The sequence below is a fragment of the Enterococcus thailandicus genome, assembly GCF_001886265.1.
Lineage (GTDB): Bacteria > Bacillota > Bacilli > Lactobacillales > Enterococcaceae > Enterococcus_B > Enterococcus_B thailandicus.
The window spans coordinates 15,587-39,974 of record NZ_JXLE01000008.1; the positions used below are offsets into that span (position 1 = coordinate 15,587).

The 24,388-nt window shown below is 36.7% G+C and carries 21 protein-coding genes and 1 other annotated feature; of the genes, 19 read left to right on the top strand and 2 right to left on the bottom strand.

The window, feature by feature from the left end:
• Positions 1 to 243: 243 nt before the first annotated feature.
• Entirely contained in the window at positions 244 to 729 is a 486-nt protein-coding gene (locus RV17_RS06985; protein ID WP_071868840.1) for a prolyl-tRNA synthetase associated domain-containing protein, read from the bottom strand.
• 93 nt (positions 730 to 822) lie between these two features.
• Positions 823 to 1,056 (top strand) — a binding site (T-box leader).
• A 157-nt stretch (positions 1,057 to 1,213) separates the two neighbouring features.
• Here RV17_RS06985 and RV17_RS06995 point away from each other — a divergent pair.
• The 19 genes from RV17_RS06995 (at position 1,214) to RV17_RS07085 (ending at position 22,356) form a co-directional block, all read left to right on the top strand.
• Positions 1,214 to 1,855 carry an amino acid ABC transporter permease gene (locus tag RV17_RS06995; RefSeq protein ID WP_067482655.1) on the top strand — a complete coding sequence of 214 codons (642 nt, stop codon included), beginning with the start codon at positions 1,214 to 1,216 and terminating at the stop codon, positions 1,853 to 1,855.
• An 11-nt stretch (positions 1,856 to 1,866) separates the two neighbouring features.
• Positions 1,867 to 2,502, top strand: coding sequence for an amino acid ABC transporter ATP-binding protein (locus RV17_RS07000; RefSeq protein WP_071868841.1), 636 nt, complete (start codon positions 1,867 to 1,869; stop codon positions 2,500 to 2,502).
• A 20-nt stretch (positions 2,503 to 2,522) separates the two neighbouring features.
• Positions 2,523 to 3,335, top strand: a complete 813-nt coding sequence (locus RV17_RS07005; protein WP_067482651.1) for an amino acid ABC transporter substrate-binding protein — start codon at positions 2,523 to 2,525, stop codon at positions 3,333 to 3,335.
• Positions 3,336 to 3,562: 227 nt separating this feature from the next.
• Entirely contained in the window at positions 3,563 to 4,909 is a 1,347-nt protein-coding gene (locus RV17_RS07010; protein WP_071868842.1) for a C39 family peptidase, read from the top strand.
• 367 nt (positions 4,910 to 5,276) lie between these two features.
• Entirely contained in the window at positions 5,277 to 8,048 is a 2,772-nt protein-coding gene (locus tag RV17_RS07015) for a sigma-54-dependent transcriptional regulator (protein ID WP_071868843.1), read from the top strand.
• 78 nt (positions 8,049 to 8,126) lie between these two features.
• Positions 8,127 to 8,543, top strand: coding sequence for a PTS sugar transporter subunit IIA (locus RV17_RS07020; RefSeq protein WP_071868844.1), 417 nt, complete (start codon positions 8,127 to 8,129; stop codon positions 8,541 to 8,543).
• A 26-nt stretch (positions 8,544 to 8,569) separates the two neighbouring features.
• On the top strand, positions 8,570 to 9,040 hold the full coding sequence (locus RV17_RS07025) for a PTS sugar transporter subunit IIB (RefSeq protein WP_071868845.1): 471 nt from the start codon (positions 8,570 to 8,572) through the stop codon (positions 9,038 to 9,040).
• An 18-nt stretch (positions 9,041 to 9,058) separates the two neighbouring features.
• Positions 9,059 to 9,844 (top strand): PTS mannose/fructose/sorbose/N-acetylgalactosamine transporter subunit IIC, encoded by a 786-nt coding sequence (locus RV17_RS07030; protein WP_071868846.1) that lies wholly within the window; start codon positions 9,059 to 9,061, stop codon positions 9,842 to 9,844.
• Entirely contained in the window at positions 9,831 to 10,655 is an 825-nt protein-coding gene (locus RV17_RS07035) for a PTS system mannose/fructose/sorbose family transporter subunit IID (protein WP_370629891.1), read from the top strand. Before RV17_RS07030 ends, RV17_RS07035 begins: the two co-directional genes overlap by 14 nt.
• A gap of 15 nt (positions 10,656 to 10,670) precedes the next feature.
• Positions 10,671 to 11,744, top strand: coding sequence for an SIS domain-containing protein (locus RV17_RS07040; RefSeq protein ID WP_071868847.1), 1,074 nt, complete (start codon positions 10,671 to 10,673; stop codon positions 11,742 to 11,744).
• A 2-nt stretch (positions 11,745 to 11,746) separates the two neighbouring features.
• The gene (locus RV17_RS07045) at positions 11,747 to 12,751 is read left to right on the top strand and encodes an SIS domain-containing protein (RefSeq protein ID WP_071868848.1); all 1,005 of its coding nucleotides are present in this window, start codon (positions 11,747 to 11,749) and stop codon (positions 12,749 to 12,751) included.
• Positions 12,752 to 13,499: 748 nt separating this feature from the next.
• Positions 13,500 to 14,693 (top strand): MFS transporter, encoded by a 1,194-nt coding sequence (locus RV17_RS07050; protein WP_067482647.1) that lies wholly within the window; start codon positions 13,500 to 13,502, stop codon positions 14,691 to 14,693.
• A gap of 653 nt (positions 14,694 to 15,346) precedes the next feature.
• Positions 15,347 to 15,559: a hypothetical protein gene (locus RV17_RS07055; protein WP_071868849.1), complete on the top strand. Its 213-nt coding sequence runs from the start codon at positions 15,347 to 15,349 to the stop codon at positions 15,557 to 15,559.
• Between the two features lie 144 nt (positions 15,560 to 15,703).
• Positions 15,704 to 15,871 (top strand): LPXTG cell wall anchor domain-containing protein, encoded by a 168-nt coding sequence (locus RV17_RS13820; protein ID WP_368027101.1) that lies wholly within the window; start codon positions 15,704 to 15,706, stop codon positions 15,869 to 15,871.
• Positions 15,871 to 16,548 (top strand): WxL domain-containing protein, encoded by a 678-nt coding sequence (locus RV17_RS07065; protein WP_071868851.1) that lies wholly within the window; start codon positions 15,871 to 15,873, stop codon positions 16,546 to 16,548. Before RV17_RS13820 ends, RV17_RS07065 begins: the two co-directional genes overlap by 1 nt.
• Positions 16,549 to 16,643: 95 nt before the next feature.
• Entirely contained in the window at positions 16,644 to 17,321 is a 678-nt protein-coding gene (locus RV17_RS07070) for a WxL domain-containing protein (protein WP_071868852.1), read from the top strand.
• A 104-nt stretch (positions 17,322 to 17,425) separates the two neighbouring features.
• A complete protein-coding gene (locus RV17_RS07075; RefSeq protein WP_071868853.1) occupies positions 17,426 to 18,424 on the top strand; it encodes a WxLIP family cell surface protein in 999 nt (332 codons plus the stop codon).
• Positions 18,425 to 18,432: 8 nt separating this feature from the next.
• Positions 18,433 to 19,590, top strand: coding sequence for a leucine-rich repeat domain-containing protein (locus RV17_RS07080; RefSeq protein ID WP_071868854.1), 1,158 nt, complete (start codon positions 18,433 to 18,435; stop codon positions 19,588 to 19,590).
• A gap of 99 nt (positions 19,591 to 19,689) precedes the next feature.
• Positions 19,690 to 22,356, top strand: a complete 2,667-nt coding sequence (locus RV17_RS07085; RefSeq protein WP_169819329.1) for a non-contractile tail sheath protein — start codon at positions 19,690 to 19,692, stop codon at positions 22,354 to 22,356.
• A gap of 753 nt (positions 22,357 to 23,109) precedes the next feature.
• Here RV17_RS07085 and RV17_RS07095 read toward each other — a convergent pair.
• Complete coding sequence (locus tag RV17_RS07095) at positions 23,110 to 24,309, bottom strand: amidohydrolase family protein (protein ID WP_071868857.1); 1,200 nt, start codon at positions 24,307 to 24,309, stop codon at positions 23,110 to 23,112.
• Positions 24,310 to 24,388 lie beyond the last annotated feature (79 nt).

The following is a 24,388-nucleotide window of genomic DNA, read 5'->3' on the forward strand; positions in this document are numbered from 1 at the left end:
GAACACCGTGAATAGAGGTTGTGGCACAAAACGTCTTGCTTCAAACAAGTAAGAACACTTTTCTAAAAATAATAGCTCAAAATTAGTTAAACAACTAAAGAATAAAAGAAAATCAAAAAAGCCACGCAAGCTTCTACATGAGAAGCTGCGTGGCTTTTTATAAGATTTCTGCTATTTTTCAGCAGATTGTTTGATATGAATAAAGAAAATTTGAACCAGACTTATTTACTTAATTTCAAATGCCTATAAACTTTCAAAAATTGGCGGATGATTTAAATACTTTAGAATTTTTTGGAAATCTACAAAATCGATAATTAATGTTGTTGTATTTATGTTTGGGTGAAAGCCAACTGTGTCTTTTTGGTCGATTGCCGCATCAATAACTACTTGAATTTGATTTTCGGTATCGTGCATAAGGGCTAAAGGCGTGAGGGTGCCAGCAGGAACGCCTAATAATTGGGTCATTTGTTCTTCTGATAAAAAAGAAAGACGCTTCTCAGCTAATTCATCGGCTAACTTTTTTAAATCAGCATGTTTTTCATCAGGCAAGATAACAAGATAAATTTGCTTGCCTTTTTTTGATTTCAACAATAAATTTTTAACTTGAGGACCAGGTAAATCAAATGTCAAATTTTTAACAGATGTAATTGCTGGATGGTCCACTTTTTGATAAAAAATTCCTAGGTGAGAAAGTAGCTCGTACGCTTCTTGTTCAGTTGCTTGTGGCATATTTCATTCGACCTCCTTCATTTATTTTTATTTTAACAGGTAAAAAAAATTTGACAAATGAAAATTAATCCTGTAAATTACACGTAAGTAAATGAAATGACATCGAAAAGAAGAGTAGCCATTAGCAGTTTTTAGAGAGTCTCTGGTTGGTGCGAAGAGATAGCAACTAATTGTGAAACACATCTTGGAGTCGGTTTTTTGAAATTGAGAAGTAGGAGAACCCGGGTAGCCCGTTATAGCTGCGGTCATTGTTTGATGACCAGATGAGGTTGGCTGACTGTGAAGTGCCAACAAAAAAAGGTGGAACCACGTTTATTCGTCCTTTGGTCATAACGACCAAAGGCTTTTTTTTTCACCAATTTCTGGAAACAAGACCGCTAGAGGTTTTTTCTGCAAGGAAAAAGCAAACAGAGGTGGAACCACGTGTAAACGTCCTCTTGGCATCAAGCCAAGAGGGCTTTTTTTATTTAAAGGAGGAAAAACAATGAAAGATTTAATTGAAGTTATGCCGCAATTATTAGTTGGAGCACTGACAACCTTGAAATTATTTTGTTTGACATTAGTCGGCTCACTACCACTCGGATTGATTTTAGCGTTAGGATTATCGCTCAACTTTAAGCCAATTCGTTATCTTCTTCAAACGTATGTCTGGGTTATGCGAGGAACACCATTACTTTTACAATTGATTTTTGTTTTTTATGGGTTACCAACGATTGGGATTGTCTTCGATCGTTTTGAAGCAGCTTTACTAGCGTTTGTATTAAATTATGCGGCATACTTTGCCGAAATCTTTCGCGGGGGAATCCAATCTATTCCACAAGGACAGTATGAAGCAGCACAAGTTTTACAATTTAGTCCTTTTCAAACAGTGACGAAAATCGTGATCCCACAGGTAATAAAAATTGTTCTTCCTTCTGTAGGAAATGAAGTCATCAACTTGGTGAAAGATTCTTCATTAGTTTATATTTTAGGTTTAGGGGACGTTATGCGTGCAGGAAAAATTGCCATGGAACGGGATGCTAGTTTATTACCATTACTAGGTGTGGCAGGAATTTATCTTGCACTGACAGGAATCTTGACATTGATTATGAAACAAGTAGAAGAGAAGTTGAACTATTATCGCTAGGAGGAAAAAAGATGATCGAATTAAAAAAAGTAAGTAAAACATTTGGTAAAAAACAAGTAATCAAAGAGTTAGATTTAGTCATTGCTGATGGTAAGACATTAGCTATCGTTGGTCCTTCTGGTGGTGGGAAGACAACCCTCCTTCGTGTATTAGCTGGACTTGAAAAAGTAGATAGTGGTGAGTTTTATTTAGATCAAGAACCATTTAACCCAGCGGAACTAAAAAATCGGGAACAAGTGGTAGGCGTTGTATTCCAAGATTTTCAATTATTCCCACATTTAAGTATTTTCGATAACATCACTTTAGCGCCTAAGAATGTGTTAAAACAGCCAAAAGAAGTGTATACCAAAAAGGCAAAAGAGCTGGCAGAGTCTTTAGGTATCAGTGATTTATTAGACAGCTATCCTTTCCAATTGTCAGGTGGGCAAAAGCAACGTGTTGCAATCGCACGCGCGTTAGCTATGAATCCCAGAGTGTTAGCTTATGATGAGCCAACAAGTGCACTAGACCCTGAGTTGCGTCAACAAGTTGAAAAGTTGATTGTATCTCTGAAAGAAGAAGGTGTAACTCAAATTATTGTGACCCATGATTTAGTTTTTGCAGAAAATGTGAGCGATCAGTTATTAAAAGTAACACCAAACCAGTAAAAGAAAGGGAGAAAAAATAGATGAAAAAATTTACTCAGGCATTATTTTTAGTTCTTTTTATTTTACTCGGACTTTCTGGTTGTGGACGAAAGCCAACAGAAGACAGTTGGGCGACAATCAATCAAGAAAAAGAAATCACGATTGGCTTAGACGATACATTTGTTCCGATGGGGTTTCGTGATAAAGATGGTAAGTTAACTGGCTTTGATATCGAGTTAGCTAAAGCTGTGTTTAAAGAATATGGAATCAAGGTCAACTTTCAACCGATTGACTGGTCAATGAAGGAGTTTGAGTTGACTAATGGAACGATTGATCTGATTTGGAATGGCTATTCCAAAACCCCTGCACGTGAAAAAAAAGTACAGTTTACACAACCTTACATGGAAAACATGCAAGTTTTAATAACGCCTAAAAGTTCTAAAATCACAAGTTTTGCAGACATGAAGGGGAAGATTCTAGGTGCTCAAAATGGTTCATCAGGTTACGATGTCTTTACGAAGCAACCGGAAGTCCTAAAAGATTATGTTAAAAACAAGGAAGCTGTTCTATATGATAGCTTTAATGAAGCATTGATTGATTTGAGAAGTGGTCGAATTGATGGTTTATTAATGGATCGTGTGTATGCAAATTATTATTTGAAACAAAAAAATCAATTGCAAGATTATCACATTTTAACTGGAGATTATGCAAGCGAGGATTTTGCAGTAGGGGCGAGAAAATCAGATCAGACATTAGTGACAAAAATCAATCAGGCGTTTGATCAACTAGAAGCCTCAGGTGAGTTTCAGAAACTGTCACAGCGATGGTTTGGGGAAGATGTGACGCCAAAATGACTAAATGAAAGATAGTTTAAGAAATCAGTAACGGGGTTTCTTGAGCTATTTTTTATTTAAGTAAGTAAATATAAAGAAACAGAAGAGAAGGTTACCCTATAAAAAAGGAACACTGGTATGTGAAGATAAGAGCAGGTATGCGTCCGTTTGGATCACTCATGTTTTTTTATAAATGTAAAAAAGAATGTTATCATAAATGAGACATATTTTTACGGAGGAACAGTTTAATGAAAAAGGGTGTAGGGTATTTAGTATGTGTGACGTTGCTGTCAACAACGATGTTAGCAACGATGTTAGCAACGATGTTAGCAACGACAAGTGTTCTTGCTGAAGAAACAATTGATACAACGACGAATACAACAATGAATAAGCAGACGATAATGTCTACTTATACGGAGGAACAAACGAAAAGTAGTACAGTTACAGAGGAAGACCAAGTGAATGAAGAAGTTCAGACAACTATTGTCAATGGGGAACAAGTAACTGTTGAGCCACCAGTCAAAGAAGGTCAAGCTGAGGCAGAGGCAACGGAGGCACCAAAAGAAGAGTTGCAAGAAGGTGGATCAAGTCTTTATGCGCGAAGTGCGATTCAAAGTTCTGTTCAAACATTTCCGATGTATCGTTTATTCAATCCCTATAGTGGGGAACATTTTTACACAAGAGATACTGGTGAGCGTGATAAACTGAGAAAAATTGGCTGGAACTATGAAGGAGTCGGCTGGCAAGCGCCAACAACTGGTGCACCTGTTTATCGTTTGTACAACCGTTACAATGGGGAACATTTTTACACGCTAAATGCGAAAGAGCGCGACAATATCACTAAATATGGTTGGAAGTATGAAGGCATTGGTTGGTACTCTTACACTGGCACAAATGGAATCCCCGTTAGCCGTCTGTATAGTAAACGGGTCAACTGGCATCATTACACGCTAGACGAAAAAGAGAAAAATGTGATTAGTAAACAAGGCTGGAACTATGAAGGTGTAGGTTGGTATGCGGTAGGGAATGGCCAACAAACGAATGATGACTATAAGTTTCTTGGTGTGAAAAATTACAACCAATACGCTTTAGGTGCACCAAGCGGTTGTGAGGGTGCTTCATTACTGCAAGCTTTACAATACAAAGGGAAAATCACTAACTGGAGCTTAACTCAATTTTTAAATACGATTCCTAAATCTACAAATGGAAATCCAAATACTGGTTTTGTTGGCAGTCCTTTTGTAGAAAATTCTTGGACCTATTCCGCAATCTATCCTGCACCATTAACAACTTGGGGACAAAAGTATGGCAATGTTCAAAACATTTCTGGAAGTTCGATGAATATTCTTTTAAATGAAGTGAAAAGCGGGAACCCAGTTGTTGCTTGGGTAACGATTAATTTCCAACCGATACGCTGGGGCAACTGGAATTTTGGGGTAGCAGCCAATAATAATCACGCAGTAACACTCGATGGCTACAACAAGGGCAGTAATCAAGTTCATGTTTCTGATCCAATCAGTGGCTCCTATTGGCTAAGCCGAACAACATTTGAGAATATTTACAATGCAAGAAAATATGCAGTAGTTGTAAAATAAGTAAAAGACAAGACAGGGACAAAATTAAAATCCAGCCGTTCTTAACACATTTTCCAATTTAAAAAACGCCTAAAATTATCGTTTTCAAAACGAATTTTGGGCGTTTTTCTATTTAGGTTACTTTTGTTCCAGTCCAATTCTTTTATGAATTAGCCACCTGATTGAAAATAAAAAAATGAAAGTTAAAAGGCAATCTCTTGAAAATGAGCAGGAGAATGGTTATAGTTTGTGGATTTATTTCCAGAAGGGAATAGGAAGGTAACGCATTTGAAGCAACTAATATATGATAATTAGCTACTTTTCTAAAGAAAAACAAGGATTGACTTTGAAGGCTTTTTTTCTATTATAAAGAGAAGGGGGGGAGTACATGAAAGAAGAATTGTTGAATTATTTGAAGAACCAAACGGCATTTCTCAATTTGAATGATTTAAGTGATATCTTCACTGCTTCAAAGTTGGCTGAAATATTTAAAGTGAAACGAAATACAGTTAGCCAATATTTAAATCTTATGACAGAAACTGGTGAGTTAGTGAAGATAAATTCACGCCCAGTTTATTATTTTCACAAAGAAGCATTCGAAAAACAGTTTTTTACTTTGCGCACAAACTATTATGAAAGCGCTAAACAAATTTTATCTGAGCAACCCTTGTTTGGTAAAAAACAAGATTTATTTTCTCTTCTAATCGGTCACGATAAGAGTTTGCATCAAGTAATTGAACAAATCAAAGCAGCGCTTAACTATCCTGATGGTGGATTACCTGTCTTGATTAATGGAGAAAGTGGTACAGGAAAAAGCTATTTGGTTAAATTGATTCATCATTACTGTATCCAAAATGATCTTATCGCAGAAGACGCACCTTTTGTGACATTGAATTGTGCACAATATGCGAATAATCCTGAACTTCTGACTAGTAATCTTTTTGGACATGTGAGAGGGGCTTACACTGGGGCGGATGACGATCGCAAAGGCGCATTTGAATTAGCAAATGGCGGGATTTTATTTTTAGATGAAGTGCATCGCTTGACTGCTGAAGGTCAAGAAAAATTATTTACTTATTTAGATCAGCATTTAATTTATCGAATGGGAGATACAAGTAATCCAATTAATGTTCAAACAAGGTTATTTTTTGCAACAACAGAAGAGCTAACTAGTAATTTCTTAAATACATTTATTCGGCGAATCCCGATCCAAGTGACAATTCCTTCACTACAACAGCGAGAGAAGAATGAACGAGTCGAGTTAATTTATTCTTTTCTGATTAATGAACAAACAAAAATCAAACGCGATCTTTTGATTAGTGGTCAAACACTTGAATTACTGGCTAATGGAAAATTTAAAGGGAATATTGGGGAATTAAAAAATATTATTAAGGTCATGGTGGCTAAAGCTTTCTCTGAATCGATGAAAGAACAGCCAATCAAATTGACCATTTATCAGCTACCAGAAAGATTGTTTTCGCAACATAGTTACAACTTACAAACATCATTTCCAGAAGAAATAGTCATTCATAGTGAATCTAAAGTAGAACATTTAATGATGCCAAATACGCATAATCAAAAAAAAGTGGATGACTTTTTATCAACTATCATTTTAGAATATCAAAAATCTAACGGGCATTTGAACGAGTGCCATTTAAAATTAAAAGAAATAGTTGATCGGTTATTTGACTATTTGCTATTTAAAACAGACCGTAACCAAAAACATGAGACATTGCTATACCTAACTCAATATGTTCGTGAAACTTTTCAACAAATGGAAAATGCTTATCAGATAAAGTTTAACGGAAATAGTGTATACGCAGTTGGCTATTATTTATTTCAACGTGGTGCTAGTCGTTGGATACCTGAGGATCGACAGATTATGGGATTAGTCTATCAACTGGAAGCACAGCTCTTGGAAGCCTATCCAGCAAGCTATCATTATGTTGAAAGAATACTTGAGTTATGCAAACCAAAGGTCGATATTGAAGTATCAGTAATGGATCGAATCGTTCTGACCCTATATTTAAAAAAAGCAGATTGGACCAAAAAACAGGGAATACCGAAAGCAATTATTGTCGCCCATGGTTATGCGACAGCTAGTAGTATTGCAAATGTTGCGAACCGTTTTTTAGAACATAATATTTTTGAATCATTTGATATGTCTTTAGATGTAACGCCACAGCAAATTGCAGAAGAAATCCTAGTATACAGTGAAAACAATGATATTTCTAATGGACTAGTCATTTTAGTGGATATGGGCAGCCTCAAAGAGATCTATCAGTATTTTCCGAAGCAAATCAATGTACCAATTGTCATTATGAACAATGTGACAACGCCACTAGCGATTTTAGTAGGTGAAAACATTAAGAACCAACGAACTTTAAATGAAATTGCAAGTGAGTCTGTTGATAAAGTACATTTTGATTGGGAAATCATCTATCCAGAGGAAAATCGACCAAAAGCCTTGTTAACCACTTGTCAAACAGGTATAGGAACGGCAACTAAGATTAGTCAGTTATTAGAAAAAAGTTTACCTAATTCCTGCAAACTAAAAATTTTGCCACAAGAATATCGGATTTTAAATGAAAGAAAAGTAAATGAGATTGTTTTTTCTGTTTATGACGTCTTAGGGATTATTGGTACAGATGATCCAGCAATTGAAGGTGTAGCATACCTATCTTTAGAAGAACTGATTTCAGGAGATGAGCATCAGAAATTGAATGAGTGGCTAAGTCAAGTGATGACACCAGAAGAAAAGCAGATTTTTAATACAAACATCGTCCGCAATTTTTCATTAGAAAGAGTGATTGATTCAGTCACGATTCTTGATACGGATAAAGTGATGAGTGAAATTGATTTATTTATACGCGACCTGGAATTAGTTAACTTGATTCAGTTATCAAATGCAAAAAAATTAGCACTATATGTCCATGTTAGCTGTCTGATTGAGCGTTTGATTCGAAATATCCCAATCGAAACTTATGAAGGACCCTTGGTATTTGATCAGTGTCAAAAGGAACGCTTGAAGAGCCTTAAGAAAGCTTTTAGTGTCATTGAACGTGATTATAGTGTCGTGATTCCAGATTCTGAAGTTGCTTATATTTTTGATATCGTCTATAGAAACACGGACACCTCAATGAAAACTGAAGAATTTTAGAAAAGTAAGCAGTACGCCACTAAAGTTGGCACGCTGCTTGCTTTTATTTAACTGTAAAGGACGGAGAGGTGAACATTATTGAAAAGAAAGCTGATTTTAGCATCACATGGAAAGTTAGCATCGGGGATAAAATCTTCTTTGGATTTGATTTGTGGAGAAAAAGAAATTGAAACACTAGATTGCTACTTGAGTGAAGAGTTTAATTTAGAAAAAGAAGTCAAAAAAATAATGGAACGTCACCAAGATCATCAGTTAGTAGTTGTGACGGATTTATTTGGTGGGAGTGTGAACAATGAATTTTTAACGTATATTCAACAAGACAATTTTTATTTAGTTACAGGAATGAATTTACCTTTTTTAATTGAGTTAACTATGCAGTTTCAAATAACAGAATCACTCTCAAGTTTAATTAAAGAAACTTTAGAGAAAACGAAACAAACGATTCTGTTTTGTAATTCATTAATCAGCAACGAAGTAGAGGAAGAAGAGTTTTAAATCATTAAATAAATGGAGGAAAAATAATGATTTTATTAACAAGAGTGGATCACCGTTTATTACATGGACAAGTGGCATTTTCTTGGACACAAGGGTTGGGGGCAGATTGTATTTTGATTGCAAATGATGATGTACCAACAAATGAAATTCGGAAAACGACAATCAAGTTAGCTAAACCACAAGGAGTAAAGTTGGTTATCAAAAATATCGAAGATTCAATTTCAGCATTACAAAGTGGTGTGACAGATAAGTACAAACTTTTTATTGTAGTGGAGTCAATTGCTGATGCCAAGAAATTAGCAGAAGGCTATCCAGAAATCAAAAAAATCAATTTGGGTGGAATCAAAGCAAAAGAAGGAACGCGAAGTCTGGGTAAGGCAGTCAATGTTTTACCGGAAGAAGAAGATCTATTAGCAGAAATGGTCGATAAAGGAATCGAAGTAGAAATACGACAAGTACCATCTGATAAAAAAGTTATTGTTACTGAAGTTCTTTAAAAGAAAGGTTGAAGAAAAATGTTCATTCAAGCAATTTTACTCGGACTCGTTGCATTTATTGCCCAGTCGGAATATGCATTAGGAACATCATTACTGTCACGGCCAATCGTTACAGGTCTATTTACTGGACTAGTATTAGGTGATTTGAAGACTGGAATCGTTATGGGAGCTACTCTAGAATTAGCATTTATCGGTTCATTTTCTGTTGGTGCAGCGATTCCACCAGATGTTGTTACTGGTGGTGTGTTGGGAACAGCTTTCGCAATTACTGCTGATGCGGGACCCGAAACAGCTTTGCTATTGGGCTTACCTATTGCGACATTGACTTTGATTTTAAAGAATGTCTATCTTGGCCTTTTGATTCCAATCATGAACCAAAAAGCGGACAAATACGCTCTAGAAGGAAACTATAAAGGTATTGAGCGAATGCATTTGACTGCAGGGTTTGGTCTATCATTGATGCTAGGTTTAGTGGTCATGGTTTCATTTGTGGTGGGTAGTAAAACAATCGGTGATTTATTAAACATGATTCCTGATTTCATTCAGCATGGATTATCTGTAGCGACGGGATTGATTCCAGCACTTGGATTTGCTATGCTCGCACGACTTTTAATCAATAAAGAAGTAGCACCGTATTTTTTCCTAGGTTTTGCTTTAGCTGCTTATCTAGAAATTCCAGTTACTGGAATCGCAATTTTTGGCGCTATCGTAGCAGTCGTAGTTGTTAACATTATGAATGTACGTGGTAATCAAGAAAACAGTGCCCAAACTTCAACAGGAGGGATAGTTGATGATGACTTCTAATGAGAATAATGAGTTGAAAATCACTAAGAAAGATCTGAGCAAAGTATTTTGGCGTTCATTTCAGATGGAATTTTCTTGGAATTATGAGCGACAAATGAATCTTGCTTATTGTTATGCAATGATTCCTATTTTGAAAAAACTTTACAAAACTAAGAACGAAATGGCCAATGCTTTGAGACGTCATTTGGAGTTTTTCAATACAACACCACACATTGTTACGCTGATTTTAGGAATCAATGCAGCGATGGAAGAAGAAAATGCCAACGATCCCAATTTTGATGTGTCCACGATTGATAATATCAAAACCTCACTTATGGGACCATTGGCAGGCATCGGCGATTCTTTCTTTTGGGGAACACTACGTTTAATTGCTACTGGTGTAGGTACTTCGTTAGCAATGCAAGGAAATATATTAGGACCTATTCTATTTATACTTATTTTCAACATACCTCATTTACTATTTCGTTATTTTGCAACATCTTGGGGATATAAATTGGGAACAGGGTTCTTAAAGAAAATTCAAGAAAATGGCATGATGGGAAGTTTGACATTGGGAGCGTCGATCATTGGTTTGATGGTAGTGGGAGGAATGACAGCTTCAATGATTGATATCAATATTCCATTAAAAATTGGCACAGGAGAAAATGCAGTAACAGTTCAAAGTATTTTTGACGATATTGTTCCTCAAATTTTATCGCTTGGCGCTTTCGGTGTGGTCTTTTACTTACTTAAAAAGGAAGTCAAAGCATTAACGATTTTATTAGGCTTAGCTATCTTTGGGATTTTTGGTTCATGGGTCGGCTTTTTTTAGAATGGGGGAAATAAAATGGAACCAATGACAATGCTTCACTATATCAATGAGGAACAAAAAGCACTGTCTAAAATTTTAGATGAGTATGATTTTACGTTAGATCCCAGATTGACAAAGCTGAAAACAGTGACAATTTTGGCTACAGGATCTTCGTATAATGCGTGTTTATCCGCTAAAATGGCATTTGAAAAAATAGCTGATGCTACGATTGTGATTGAAGAGCCGTATCATTTTAATCATTATGGACGACTGATAGCGGGAACAGATACGATCATCGGTGTTTCACAAAGCGGGAAAAGTGCTTCTACTGTGGATGCTATCAAAAACTTAAAAAGTAGTGAGATACAACAAATTATTTTAACAAGTGATGTAACAAGTCCCATTGCACAAGTAGCTGATTATGTAATTGATTTGAATATGGGAGTTGAGACAGTAGGGTTTGTGACAAAAGGTTTTTCAGCAACGGTGTTACATCTTATGCTACTTGCCATTCGTGTTGGCGTTTCTAAAAAACAGATTGATAGTCACAGACTAAACGAATTAAAAAAAGAATTATATGAGCTAATCAGTCATTTTCAAGGAGTGATTGACCAGTCGAATGCTTTTTTTGAACAACACGAGAAAATATTGAAACTTGGTGGAAGATTCGTTGCATTAGGTTATGGACCAAATTGGGGAACGGTAAAAGAATTTGAAACGAAATTCACTGAAACAGTTCGTCGTCCTAGCCAAGGATTTGAGCTAGAGTCATACATGCACGGTCCTTATTTGGAGGCAAACTGGGAACATACACTGTTTTTTGTTGAAACGCCAAGTTGTAACAAAAGTCGGTCATACGCATTAGCAAATTATATGGCTAATTATGTTGGTAAATTGTTCAAGATTACAACAGAGGACAGCCCTGATAGTGATACTCTGGCATTGAATATTGCTGTTTCTGAGGAGTTTTCTCCACTACTACTAGTTATTCCGTTTCAAGTATTAGCTTATCGGATAGCCACAACCAAAGGGATAGATTTAAGCAAACGAATTTTTAATGATTTTGATTCAGTATTAAAAAGTAAAATAGAAAAAGTTGAGGAGAGTTAAAAATGTTGAAATTTAATGAACAAAAACAAGTTGATGATATTCAAGGTGCATTAAACTTGCGTCCACACGTAGAGCAAATCGTAGATAAGATTTGCGAAAAAGGATATGATAACATTTTTTATTTAGGAATTGGAGGAACATACGCTTCAGCACTACAAGCGGAAACGTACATTAAGGGACATAGTAATTTACCGGTTTACGTTCAACATGCTGCCGAATATTATACGACAGGAAATCGGAGATTAACGAAAGATTCACTTGTGATTTTGTCATCTGTTACAGGAACAACGGAAGAAGTTGTTAAAGCAGTTAATGAAATCGAAAAAGTTGGGGCAACATTAGTAGGATTTATTGATACGAAAGATACACCACTTGCTGAAAGCTGTGACCATGTAATCACTTATCCTGCACCTGGTACAGAACAAATCAAATTCTTTATGGTAGCTGATCGACTAATGAATAACAATGGTGATTTTCCTGACTATGAAGAATATTATGCGGAACTAGAAGGTCATTTAGCCAAAGGATTAGTTGAGGCAGAAAAGCAGGCAGATACTTTTGGTCAAGCGTTCGCGGAAAAACATCGCCACGATGCAATGCATTATTTCATTGGTGCTGGTAATCAATGGGGAGGCGTATATTCGTATGCAATGTGTTATTGGGAAGAACAAAGTTGGTTGCGATCCAAGTCAATTCATGCAGCTGAATTTTTACATGGCACATTAGAAATCGTTGATGAAACAACACCAGTAACTTTATTCCTAGGCGAAGATGAGCAACGGCCACTAGCTGAACGCGTAAAAAAACTATTACCGCGTATCTGTGGAAATTATACGTTTATTGATTCAAAAGACTATCCTATCGAAGGAATTAGTGAAAAAAATAGAGGGAGAGTATTATCTCATTTATTGATGCACTGCGTGACACAACGAATTGATGCTCACGTTGAAAAACTAAATTGTCATCCACTAGATATTCGTCGTTATTATCGTCAATTTGAATATTAATTAAGAAAATAATGAATCTCTTTTGTGTGAGCAAAAGAGATTCAGACTTTAGAAAAACACGCTCAACACTCTATTATTTTAATGATGTATTTTGTATCTAAGATTAATAGTTAGTGATATAGCAGGCGAAAATAGCAATACAGTTAGAATTAGAATGTAGAATCACGAGAAACAATCGGACAATTTTTGAGGTGATTAATGATGTAGATCCTGAAAAAAACTAAACTGGGAAAATTTGCTTAGCCAATTCGATTGCAGGATTTGAAATTTTGATTCTAAATGCCGAAGTTAGTGATGGAAAACTTCATTTTATTTAAAAGATGTTTCTTTGCAAAGTTATGTAGATTTAAGGACCACTATCGCTGGTGATGAAGGCGTAAAATCACCAGCTAAGATTAGCAGTTTACCGCAATATATAATGAGAAAATGAGTATGGTTGAATTACGCAACAGTTAATTCAACCATACTCATTTATTTAATAGAATAATCAGTTAGGAGAGGAGGAACCTTCAAGTGAAAAGCTTCTTTTATTTGAATTCACTATACCGACAAGCTTGCAACAATTCATTGACTATTTAGTCAGTTAAAGTACTAATTAGCGACAGTTATGAGTGAGCCGTTTATTCATAATACTTGGATTGCTGAAATTATACTCAATTTAAAATTCAAAAGTACTTGCATTTTCTTTCGTTTATATGTATAATTTCGATAATTTAGGGTTATTTTTCAGGAAAAGGGGTAAGGTGAAATGTCAAAGTATCAACGGAAAGTTTTATTGTCAACATCAGCGGGAATCGCATTAGAAAATATGGATATCATGTTTTTAGCTTTTTCTTTATCTTCAATGATTGCAACTTTTCATATTAGTGGAACACAGGCGGGAATGATCGCTACAATCACTAATTTGGGGATGCTCGTTGGAGGTATTTTTTTTGGGCTCATGGCAGATAAATATGGACGAGTAAAAGTATTCTCACAAACAGTCATTTTATTCTCAATTGCTTCATTATTGATGTTTTTTGCTTCAAATATCTATCTCGTTTATCTTTTTCGTTTTATCGCAGGGATCGGTGCAGGAGGAGAATATGGCGCATGTATGTCCTTAATTTCTGAAAGCTTTTCGAAAAAACAAATTGGAAGAGCTTCTTCGATTGCAGGAATTGGCGCTCAGGTAGGGGCTGCTTTAGCAGCTATTTTAGCAGCTCTCGTTATTCCTTTGCTAGGTTGGAAAATGTTGTATGTTATTGGGGTACTGCCAGTACTAATGGTTTTATTTATACGTCGAGGATTGAAGGAACCAGAGGAATTCCAGAAAAAGCGAGTGACTGGTAAACCAACGAAACTGATTAATCTATTTGAAACAAAGAAACTAGCCTGGCAAACAATTGGTCTAAGTATCATGGTGACAGTGCAAATTGCTGGTTACTTTGGTTTGATGAATTGGTTACCTTCCATTATGCAGAAACAATTAGGTTTATCTGTCTCAGGTTCTTCAATATGGATGGTTAGTACGATTGCAGGGATGTCACTAGGAATGTTGACTTTTGGTATCATTATGGACAAATTAGGACCTAGAACTGCATTTACGTTATTTTTGATTTGTTCTTCATTGTCAGTATTCCTACTGGTAATGGCTCACAGTCAGTGGAGTTTAATCGCAGCTGCAGTTGTCGTTGGCTATTTTATCAACGGCATGTATGGCGGGTACGGTGCAATTATTAGTAGTTTATATCCAACTGAAATTAGAGCAACTGCGAATAATTTCATTATGAACTTAGGACGTGCAGTTGGTGGTTTTTCTTCTATTATTATTGGTTTTTTGATGGATCATTATGATTTGACCGCAGTTATCATTTTTTTAAGTAGTATTTATCTAGTTAGTTTGCTGGTTTTGATGACACTTACTGAGGTTAAAGCTTTAAAGGTAAGTTTGCAAGAATAGATGGTGTTGAAAGTGCTTAGCTGATTTAGATGCTAAGCTCTTTATTTATTACGTGATAAAAGGGACTACCTTCAATAGATAGTCCCTCAGACTGTAGACAAATACGTTCAACATTTAGAAAATAGAGTGTTGAACGTATTTTTTGTCTTAGTATCAAAGTAAAAAAAGAAAGATGAAGGCTTTTCTTTTAGCCCCGTATGCACTGTGACTTTTCCCAACAAGGAAACCATCATGTATTGATTTATTTCATTCATTGAGTGTTTTGACATGTTTCTTCCGCATTTCTTTAAAGTGTTTTCGTATATTAAGTGTAAAATAAAAAAACTATAGATGGCACCCCTTTTTTGGGACTTTGTTTACAGTCTGGAACCTCTTTTGTGTGAGCAAAAGAGGTTTTTGTTTTATAGAAAAACAAAATGGCTTATCTTACTAGTCCTGACTGAATAAATTTCATTTAAAATCATTTGGCCAGCTATTTAGGAATAAATGGCTGGTTTTGGTCGTTAAAAAAGCAAATTTCCTCCTTGCTACAGAAAAATGGACAATTTCGGACAAAAGAAAAATGCGGAAATTTCGAGTGCTTGCTAACATAAATTATAGAGTTGAGGTACTTGATTCGCCAGCCACCACCATAATGCGAAAGGGGGGATAATATGGGCAGTATGGAAATGAAAAATATTAATGTTTATCGTGTGGGATTTTGTAGTCAAAGAAAAAATGGTGGGATGTTACATGTAGAACGAGCTTTTGCATTTGAGCCAGAAATGACTGAAGCAGAAATCAAAAAAGTTTTGTCTGCTCGTATGGGAAGAATTTTATCGATTGAATATATTGATGAAATTGAGCGAGATGTCATTTGTTGGTAATTAAGTTGCTAAAAAGAAGATGGGAGGAAAACAGTGTGTAAATTTATTCGTTCATGTTTTCTAGCACTTCTTTGTACGCTGAGTTTGGGTTATACCTCAGAGGTAAATGCCAGAACAACGGTCCAAAGAGAATCTGAAGTACGTGTGAGAATCATCAATCCGCAAGATAGTAAGTTGGTCAATAACGAGAACAATTTGCTTCCCAAAACAGGGAGCATTGCAAATAACAAGTTCTTCTTTAGCGGTGTATTACTACTGTTGAGTGGAGCATATTTAATCAAAACTAGAAAAAGAAAGAAGGAACAGGAATAATGAAAAAAATTGGATTAACAGCTGTCGGTATTTTAGCTATTACAGGAGGTAGTGTTGTTGCACAAGCTACAACCGAGTTTCCAGAAGCAGGAAAAGCAGAGAGTTCTGTACGAGTATTGATTGAAGATGATGGAGAAATTGTCATTCCACCGATTGATCCGGAGGTGCCAGAACCACCAATTGACCCAGAAAAGCCAAATCCAGAACCTGGTTTACTAGATGTTTTGTATGTATCTCCTTTAGATTTTGGCACAGTTGTGTTGAATGGTGAAGAACAAGTGATTGATGCTGCAGATGATGTAGATAAAGCAGGACAAGTTTTTTCACCAATGGTTTCCGTTCAAGATCGACGCGCAGATGCACAACGTCAAGGCTGGGCTTTAACGGTTCGGTACGAAGCTGATTTCTTAGATGGTGCAGAAATCAAAATGAATCCATATGTTCATAGTAGTAATCAAGAAGACTTTGGCATTGAGCCTGGCAGAGAAATTTCATTAAGCACTAATGCAACAACCTTTGCGGAAGCTGGTCAAGTACCATATGCACGTCACACGGTTTCCATGGGAATGGCACAACCAGATCAAGCTGTTCAATTAGTTATTCCTGGAGAAGATTATGCTTCAGGTGAGTATACAACGACGATTATCTGGGAATTAACAGACGGTCCGTTGGGCTAAACATTGGGTAACTCAAGCTAAAACTCCTTATGAAAAAAGTATTTAAAATAACAACAACAAACTTAGAAAAATAAAGATTAGAAAGCAGGAAAAAGATGAAATCAATCAAATTAATGAGCACAGCTGCCTTAATGGCAATGCTAGTAGGGACAGGTATTCAAGTTTCTGCAACGACATATAATGGACCGCTTGATGCAAACTCTTCAGTTACAGCGGAAATTACGATTCCACCGATTGATCCAGAAAATCCAGAGATTCCGCCAATCGATCCAGAAAATCCGGAACCACCGATTGATCCAGAAGTGATTAATCCAGATCGTGGAGATGGGTTATCGATTCGTTATGTTTCTTCATTAGACTTTGGAAGTGCGGAATTCTCAACAGAGGCTCAACGTTTGACGGCAAGTCTAGATTTTGGGCTTGATGAAGAGTCAGAAGTACAAGAATTTGAAAACATGGTCACGGTAGAAGATATTCGTGGGGAACGAGATGGCTGGACATTGACCGTTCGTCAAGCAACAGCATTCATGGACGGCTCTGTTATGACGCTGAATCCACATGTGGCAAACAATGACTATGGCGTAACGACTACTTCGGGTGCGCTAATTGTCAATACAGAAGATGAAGTTTTTGCACAAGCGGATAATCAAGAGGCCGATGCTGGTGTGATTTCCATGGGGATGGGGAATGTCACACTAGATGTACCCGCACGTGCAGGTGTAGGGGCATACGAAACAAGTTTGATGTGGAATTTGACAAACGGACCTGAGTAAGTCAAGACAAAAAAGCAAAAAAGAATGAACAACAAAAAAGGGTACTTATTCCCTTTTCTTGTTCATAACTAAAAAACAGTCAAAAAAGAAAGGAAGATGCATACGTGCGACGAGTAGTAGTGGGATTGATTTGCTTTGCCTCTGTAGTAGGTTTGTTTTTTACGGGAGGCAGTGTAGTAGAAGCAAGTTCACCTGATTTTAGTGTGCAAGCAGTGTTGCCCGAAAGCCAAACGAATGAAGGCGTTTCGTATTTTGATATCAACTTAGAACCAAAACAGGAAGAGACGTTGGCAGTTCAAGTTACAAACAATTCGGAAGAAGAAATGACCCTTGATATAGGTGTGAATACTGCAACAACCAATAGTAATGGTGTGATCAACTATGGATTTAGTGAGGCAGAACCGGATGATACCTTACCAGTTAATTTTGCTGAAATCGTTGAACTCGAAGACCAAGCAATCACACTAGCTGCAAACGAAACGCGCACGGTTGAAGCGAAAGTAAAGATGCCAGAACAATCTTTTGATGGCATCTTACTGGGTGGAATCACGGTTTCTGAACAAGTACCAGAAAGTGAGAGCCAAATCACAAACCGCTTTTCCTATTCCTTAGCTGTGGTCATTAACCAAACGGATCAAGAAATTTCACCTGTGGTAGACCTCACACAAGTAAACGTAGACCAACGAAACCGTCGAAGTTTTGTGATTGGTTCGATTCAAAATCAAGCAGCAATGATTTTGAATGACGTACAGGTAGAAGCACAAGTGTTTGAAAAAGGAAACGAGACACCGATTTATACAGAAGCACGAGGCGATATGCGCATGGCACCTAATTCGACTTTACCTTTTGGGATTAGTACAGGGACGAAACCATTACAGGCTGGCGACTATCGACTAAAAATGGTTGTTGCTTCTGGCAAGGAAGAGTGGCAATTCGAAAAAAACTTTACCATCACCGCAAAAGAAGCCAGAGAACTAAATGAGAAAGCGGTGAATTTAGAAACGAATCGAACCGGTCTTTACTTGGCAATTGCTAGTGGTGTGGTCGTGTTGTTATTATTAGTGATTGCTTGGTTAGTGTATTCAAAACGAAAAAAGAAGTAGGTGAAAACATGAAACAGAAAATTTGGCAGAAGTTTTCCGTCCTATGTATGGTTTTAGCTTTGATGATGCCAAGTATCGTACAAGCAACAGAAATCGTCGCCACAAGTGAGGCGGAAGTAAGCACTGATAAAATGGCAGAAGAAACTTCTGAAAAAGCAGAAGTGTCTAGCGAAAAACTGCCCGTCGAAGATGAAAATCAGCACAACAAAGAACATTTACCTACTGAGTTTTTAGAATCAGAAATCCCTGAATTAGAAGAAAATCGTTTATATGAGAATGAAATTCTAGAAAATAAGATTGGAGACGAATCTGATGAGTTAGAGTCAGGAATTGAGCCAAGCTGGATAATTATAGATGATATAATCTTTCGGTTTGAGGGAACGGACGGCAATTCATCAGCAACTGTGACCGGTTATTTGGGACCAGGAGGACATGTAGAAATTCCTTCGAAAGTTACTAATCAATTAGCTGGGTGGGTAAATCCCTCGCCAGTGACTCTTATTGGATCTCACGCGTTTCAAGGGGATAGTATTACAAGTGTGACAATCCCTGATACAATGGTTGGAATAGGAACATATGCTTTTTCTGACAACCAACTTACAAGCCTAATAATTCCTAATAGTGTGACAACCATCGACCCCTATGCCTTTATAAGAAATCGGCTTAATAGTATACAGATTTCCGAGAACCTTCAATCCCTATCTGTCGGTGTTTTTGGTTCAAACCGCTTATCAGATATAACGTTTCCGAGCAGTGTACAGTGGATAGGCCAAGGTGCTTTTGATAGTAATCTGTTAACAAGTTTAGTGCTACCAGAGAAAATTGGATATATAGGCGAGCGTGCGTTTAGTCGGAATTTAATTTCGCATGTAAAGTTTCTAGGTATGGGGGGCACTATACAGAGATGGATATTTGAAGGGAATCCAGTGCGTTATATAGAAACTAAACTCGAATACCTAGAAACAGTACGGAATTCATTGGAAGCACACTTGGTCATGTCTGGAGTTTCCGAACAAACGATACTTCGTTCATTGGCGTATATAGAGGGGACTCAGAGTAATCTTACGGTGGGCTATGGAGAAGATGTCAGTTATGAAATTTCACAGCAATATCGACTACAAACAAATTTTATGGGAACCATATACACCAGAGGTTCAGTGGTTTAAGGATGAAGCTGAATTATCTAGTCAAACAGAGCCAATACTTCATCTTGAATTGGAGGAACTACTCAATATTTAGATGATTCTTATCCTTTTGCTATGAGTATGACGAACTGGAAAGTTACAGGGGACACCTTTCTTGGCAATGAAACAGTAGCCGCTTCTCCTGGAGTAATCAGAATGTGTGATGATTATGATGATAGTTATAATTTAACACCTGAGCGGATTATTGATAGCTATCTCCAATTAGGTTATACCAAAATTGTGAACTTTTACATTGGTGCCTCCCATTACTATGATAAAAAAATTGTAGATGGTACTGGGATTTTACTCGAAGATAAATTGTTCAATCAGGCATTTGAAGCTTGGTATAAAGACTATGTAAGACGATTAGCTGATAACCAAATGGCTATTATTCATTCAATTTCCATGGAAAATGTAGATGCGAAAGAAGGATGGTGGCAACGAACATATGATGGAACACCAGGGACAAGTGGTTGGACACCTACCCCGCATTTTTTAAGTTTCACAAATGCAGAAGTTCAAGCATTTTATCAACGACTAGCAGTTGGCCTAGCTGACATTTCCAATCAATTTGGCTTAACGCCTATCGTGCAATTAGGAGAACCTTGGTGGTGGCATCAAGATGAATTAACTCCTTGTTTTTATGACCAAGCCACTAGAAATCTTTATAAAGCAGAAACTGGATTAGATATGCATGAATTTCATACAGTTAACGAATCAATCGTTGGTCATGAATCAATGCTTTCATGGTTGCAAACAAAAATTGGTTCCTTTACATTAATGTTGCGTGACGCAGTCAAAGCAAATTATTCAAATGCACAGTTCACAGTATTATTCTTCCCACCTTCTGTTATGGATAAGACTCGAACACCGATGATGATGGGAATGGTAAATTTTCCTAAAGTAGAGTGGGCATATCCAAATCTTGATTTCTTTATGCTGGAAGATTATGATTACTTGATTAAGAATCAGATGCGTGAACATCAAGATGTATTAGAATTCATTCAAAATAATTTGGGCTATCCTTCGGAAAAAATTCATTACTTTACGGGATTTGTACTTGATCCGGAAAAGGACGCACATGTCTGGAAAAGAATTCATCAAGCGATTATGGATGGCGTGAATGTCGGAATGGGCGAAACTTATATTTGGGCGTATGCGCAAGTCAAAAGGGATAATTGGTTACAACCAAAAGTGATTTATGCATCGCATAAATCTGGAAATTATACCCAACCATTTAATTTATCCTTTAACTACACTGGGGATAAATTAATCTATACAACGAATGGCTTGAACCCGACATTAGAGAATGGCACGGTGTATTCTGGGCCTATAAAAATCGATAAGTCGGTCACGTTTAAAGTCGCTCAAGTGATTGGAGACACAATATCTGAAATTTCTCAATTTAGTTATACGATGTACATGTCTAAAAAATTAAAAACGACAATTAGCTCAACGGGGGATTTTTCTGAGTGGGTAACAGTTAAGTCTCTAGCTATGGGTTCAGGTAAAATTTTTGATTTGAGTGCAGCCGAAGATAGTAAAAATCTTTATATTTATGTACGAGGATATGAGCTAGATACCTCTAGCAATTTTTACTTAGATACAGGTGCTGGAGCTGGAATGGACGTTTGGGCTTGGCCAAATGCAAAGATGAATCGGATGATTCAAAATGATAAAATTTATCGTTATACAGGGACAGGTTCTGATTTTTCTTGGGAGGAAATAGGACAAGCAAAAATCATCAAAAAAAGTAACTTTATTGAAGTGACAGCTAAATTAAGTGACCTAGGGATTGGTTCGCCAAAAGAAATAAAGCTTGGTTATGGTCGAAACTTCGAAGATTTTGCGCCTATTCCTGGTCGAAACGCAGCAGTCGTCAATACACAAGTAACTAATTACGAGAACGATCAAAATAATTTTATTGCGTTTGTTCAAAAAGTGGAAGATCTAGCTAAAGAGTATAAGCCTTTGTATTTACCACTTCATCGAGCACATTTAGTTGCAGATTATTTTAGACACGAGGTATATTCAGGGTACATTTGGGAATCCGTTGCGGGGAAAATTGATGATGATTTTGTAGCACTTGTTCATTCGAAAGTACCTGAAAATGAACGATATTTTGATTATATTGATCCTAGCAGTGGCGATACTATTGGTGGCGCACATTGTTTCGCCGCTATTGCAGGTTATTTACAGCATGGGTTACCTGATATTAGCGGAGCAAACCTTGGCGATGGCTGTGGCTGGTTGGGTGATTTAGATACTTTCCTAATTGATTATTGGAATAAAAAAGATATAATTGAATCTGTTTATAACTTTAGCTATGATTGGATTGGTGGTACGGGTGAAAATGCCAAGAGCTTCTTTTCAAGAGAAGACTTGATTTCTGATGTTGATGCATGGAATATGGCTTACCAAGTACTTAAAAATGAACGATCACTTGCTAGTGCTTTTACAGATTACTTAGGAGAACCTAGTTTATATGGTTATCGTTATACGAATTTTATTGCTACAAGATATGGTGCCACTGAAGATTATATGTTAGAAAGTGCAAAAGAGGCACTGTTAAGTTCAGCCGTAGAACATCCAATTATTTATGGATTTAGAATCGGATTACTTACCCTGTTTGGGGGTTCAGATGCAGCCCTTGGTATTGAACAGGGCGAAGAATCAGTAGAAGCGAAGAAAGATATCTGTAAAGCGTTTAAAGACAAACTTTTGGCCTTAGCAAAAGAAGAAATGTGACAACAGTAGAAACCAAAGAAGCGGAGACGAACAGAGAATGATGGAACTTAGTTATGCATTAATACTATTTTCAACCGTATTTTTTATGGTAATTAATCCGTGGATAAGAACGATTTTTTTGTTCATAGGCATATTAACTTGGAATAGCTTCTTTTTTAGTCAATTTTTAGCAATGTTTCAGCAGACGATAACTACCAGTTTCTTGCTAACAATAATGAATTTTTTTGTTTTTCCTCTCTTTTTTCTTGTGATAGGTATCCAGATGCTTATCATGGGAATGATTAAAAAAAATTGGAAGAATATCTTACTGTCGATAACACTATTGATCTTCCTTATTTATACGTATAAACATCCTGAAGTAAGTATTCGTTTTAATTTGGTAGATAGTGTAATGAGACTTAGTATTTTAGTAGCGCTATTTTTTAAAGGAAAACTTTTTTTAAAAAATACCAGTAAAAGTGAAATCAGCTAGCTGAATTAGTTAGAACGGTGATGATCGTTTACTCTTATAAATTGTGTTCACTTTTTCAAAATAAGAACCATATCTGGTATAGATGTGGTTCTTATTTGCTTTTTTTAAGAGAAAAAAGATGAGACAAGGTCAACAGGTCTGTCTTAACCAATGTCCGTACAGGTCATAGATATAAGAAAAGGTAAGTAATGAAAATTCGTTACGTTAATCAGGATTTGCGATTGATTTTCAAATGATATATGGAAAAGCCACTGCTCTTAAATAGAGCAATGGCTTTTTTGTTAATCAATTGTTACTTTCTTTCCTTTAAAATAGCTAGCTGAAATAGGGATTTTTCGTGCTACAAATTCAGCAGTGGAAGTTGCATCAACTAATGTGAAATTTGCGGGCATGCCGATTTTTACCCAACCATCTGGCTCAATTAGCGGCTGATTCGTCACTAATTCGAGACTTTCAGTAAGTGCTTGCTGACTCGTCAAATTAAAAATTTCGGCATAACGATTTAGTTTATCTAGCACGTCACCATTACCGAAAGGAGACCAGCAATCATAAATATTGTCACAGCCAATGAATGTTTTTACCCCAGCAGTCCTTAATTCTGTTAGGGGTGGGATCACAGGGTTCAGTGGAATGCTTGAGATAATCGTGATGTTATTTTCTGCTAAACGTGGAAACAGTTCTTTTCGTTCACTAGCAGATAAATCTTTCAGCCCATAAGCATGACTGACAGTTACTTTGCCAGCCCAGCCACTTTCTTCAGTTAATGCAATGATCTTTGCAAAAGTTTGGCGAACGTTGTCACCGCGTTCATGCAGGTGAAGGTCGATGGGCGCATCAAATTGTGTAGCCAAATCAAATGTGGTTGTTAATGATTTCTCCAAGTTACCATCAAGACTGAGTGGATCAACTCCGCCGACCAAGCTTGCACCATTTTGCAAAGCTTTTTTCATTTCATCGTAAGCATTTGAACGAAGTAATCCATGTTGTGGAAAGGCAACTAATTCGTACGCCAGTTTATCTGTATACTCAGTTAAAACTTTTTGTGCCCCTTCTAAATAACGTTGACCGACTAAGGGATGAACATCAATATGCGAACGAAAATGCGTGGCGCCATGAAGCAATTCCAAATCGAGCAAATTTTTCATTCGTTCGTCAAAAGAAAGCGGTGCAGATTCTAAATAGTCGTACTCTCGAGTAAAGCGCTCGACAATGTTTGCTGCTGGCTCGATGGGTGTCCAAGGAATACCCAGTTTACTTTTATCAAAATGACAGTGCATTTCTCTTAATTGGGGCAGAAAAAGTGCATTTTTGCCATCAATAACCTGTCGATTTTTGTCGGGTGTTTCGCCAGCAGTTCGAACAGAAACGATCGTGTCTTGGTTGAATAAAATATCGACTGTTCTCGTTTCCGTTCCATACGTATAATTTCCAGCTGTTAAGTAATTTGTTTCAACACGCACATTTTTTAACAAAATTTCCATTTTTGCACCTCCAAGTATGTATGATTACCATACCTAATTTTTGGAAAAGATACGAATTTTTGGCTTTTGATTAGCTTCT

Bases quoted from the DNA above. Each gene is read 5' to 3' on its own strand.
- RV17_RS07050 (WP_067482647.1), top strand. From the start codon at position 13,500: ATGTCAAAGTATCAACGGAAAGTTTTATTGTCAACATCAGCGGGAATC.
- RV17_RS06985 (WP_071868840.1), bottom strand. From the start codon at position 729: ATGCCACAAGCAACTGAACAAGAAGCGTACGAGCTACTTTCTCACCTA.
- RV17_RS07005 (WP_067482651.1), top strand. From the start codon at position 2,523: ATGAAAAAATTTACTCAGGCATTATTTTTAGTTCTTTTTATTTTACTC.
- RV17_RS07040 (WP_071868847.1), top strand. From the start codon at position 10,671: ATGGAACCAATGACAATGCTTCACTATATCAATGAGGAACAAAAAGCA.
- RV17_RS07000 (WP_071868841.1), top strand. From the start codon at position 1,867: ATGATCGAATTAAAAAAAGTAAGTAAAACATTTGGTAAAAAACAAGTA.
- RV17_RS07085 (WP_169819329.1), top strand. From the start codon at position 19,690: ATGACGAACTGGAAAGTTACAGGGGACACCTTTCTTGGCAATGAAACA.
- RV17_RS07045 (WP_071868848.1), top strand. From the start codon at position 11,747: ATGTTGAAATTTAATGAACAAAAACAAGTTGATGATATTCAAGGTGCA.
- RV17_RS07025 (WP_071868845.1), top strand. From the start codon at position 8,570: ATGATTTTATTAACAAGAGTGGATCACCGTTTATTACATGGACAAGTG.
- RV17_RS07095 (WP_071868857.1), bottom strand. From the start codon at position 24,309: ATGGAAATTTTGTTAAAAAATGTGCGTGTTGAAACAAATTACTTAACA.
- RV17_RS07055 (WP_071868849.1), top strand. From the start codon at position 15,347: ATGGGCAGTATGGAAATGAAAAATATTAATGTTTATCGTGTGGGATTT.
- RV17_RS07070 (WP_071868852.1), top strand. From the start codon at position 16,644: ATGAAATCAATCAAATTAATGAGCACAGCTGCCTTAATGGCAATGCTA.
- RV17_RS07015 (WP_071868843.1), top strand. From the start codon at position 5,277: ATGAAAGAAGAATTGTTGAATTATTTGAAGAACCAAACGGCATTTCTC.
- RV17_RS07030 (WP_071868846.1), top strand. From the start codon at position 9,059: ATGTTCATTCAAGCAATTTTACTCGGACTCGTTGCATTTATTGCCCAG.
- RV17_RS07035 (WP_370629891.1), top strand. From the start codon at position 9,831: ATGATGACTTCTAATGAGAATAATGAGTTGAAAATCACTAAGAAAGAT.
- RV17_RS06995 (WP_067482655.1), top strand. From the start codon at position 1,214: ATGAAAGATTTAATTGAAGTTATGCCGCAATTATTAGTTGGAGCACTG.
- RV17_RS07065 (WP_071868851.1), top strand. From the start codon at position 15,871: ATGAAAAAAATTGGATTAACAGCTGTCGGTATTTTAGCTATTACAGGA.
- RV17_RS07010 (WP_071868842.1), top strand. From the start codon at position 3,563: ATGAAAAAGGGTGTAGGGTATTTAGTATGTGTGACGTTGCTGTCAACA.
- RV17_RS07080 (WP_071868854.1), top strand. From the start codon at position 18,433: ATGAAACAGAAAATTTGGCAGAAGTTTTCCGTCCTATGTATGGTTTTA.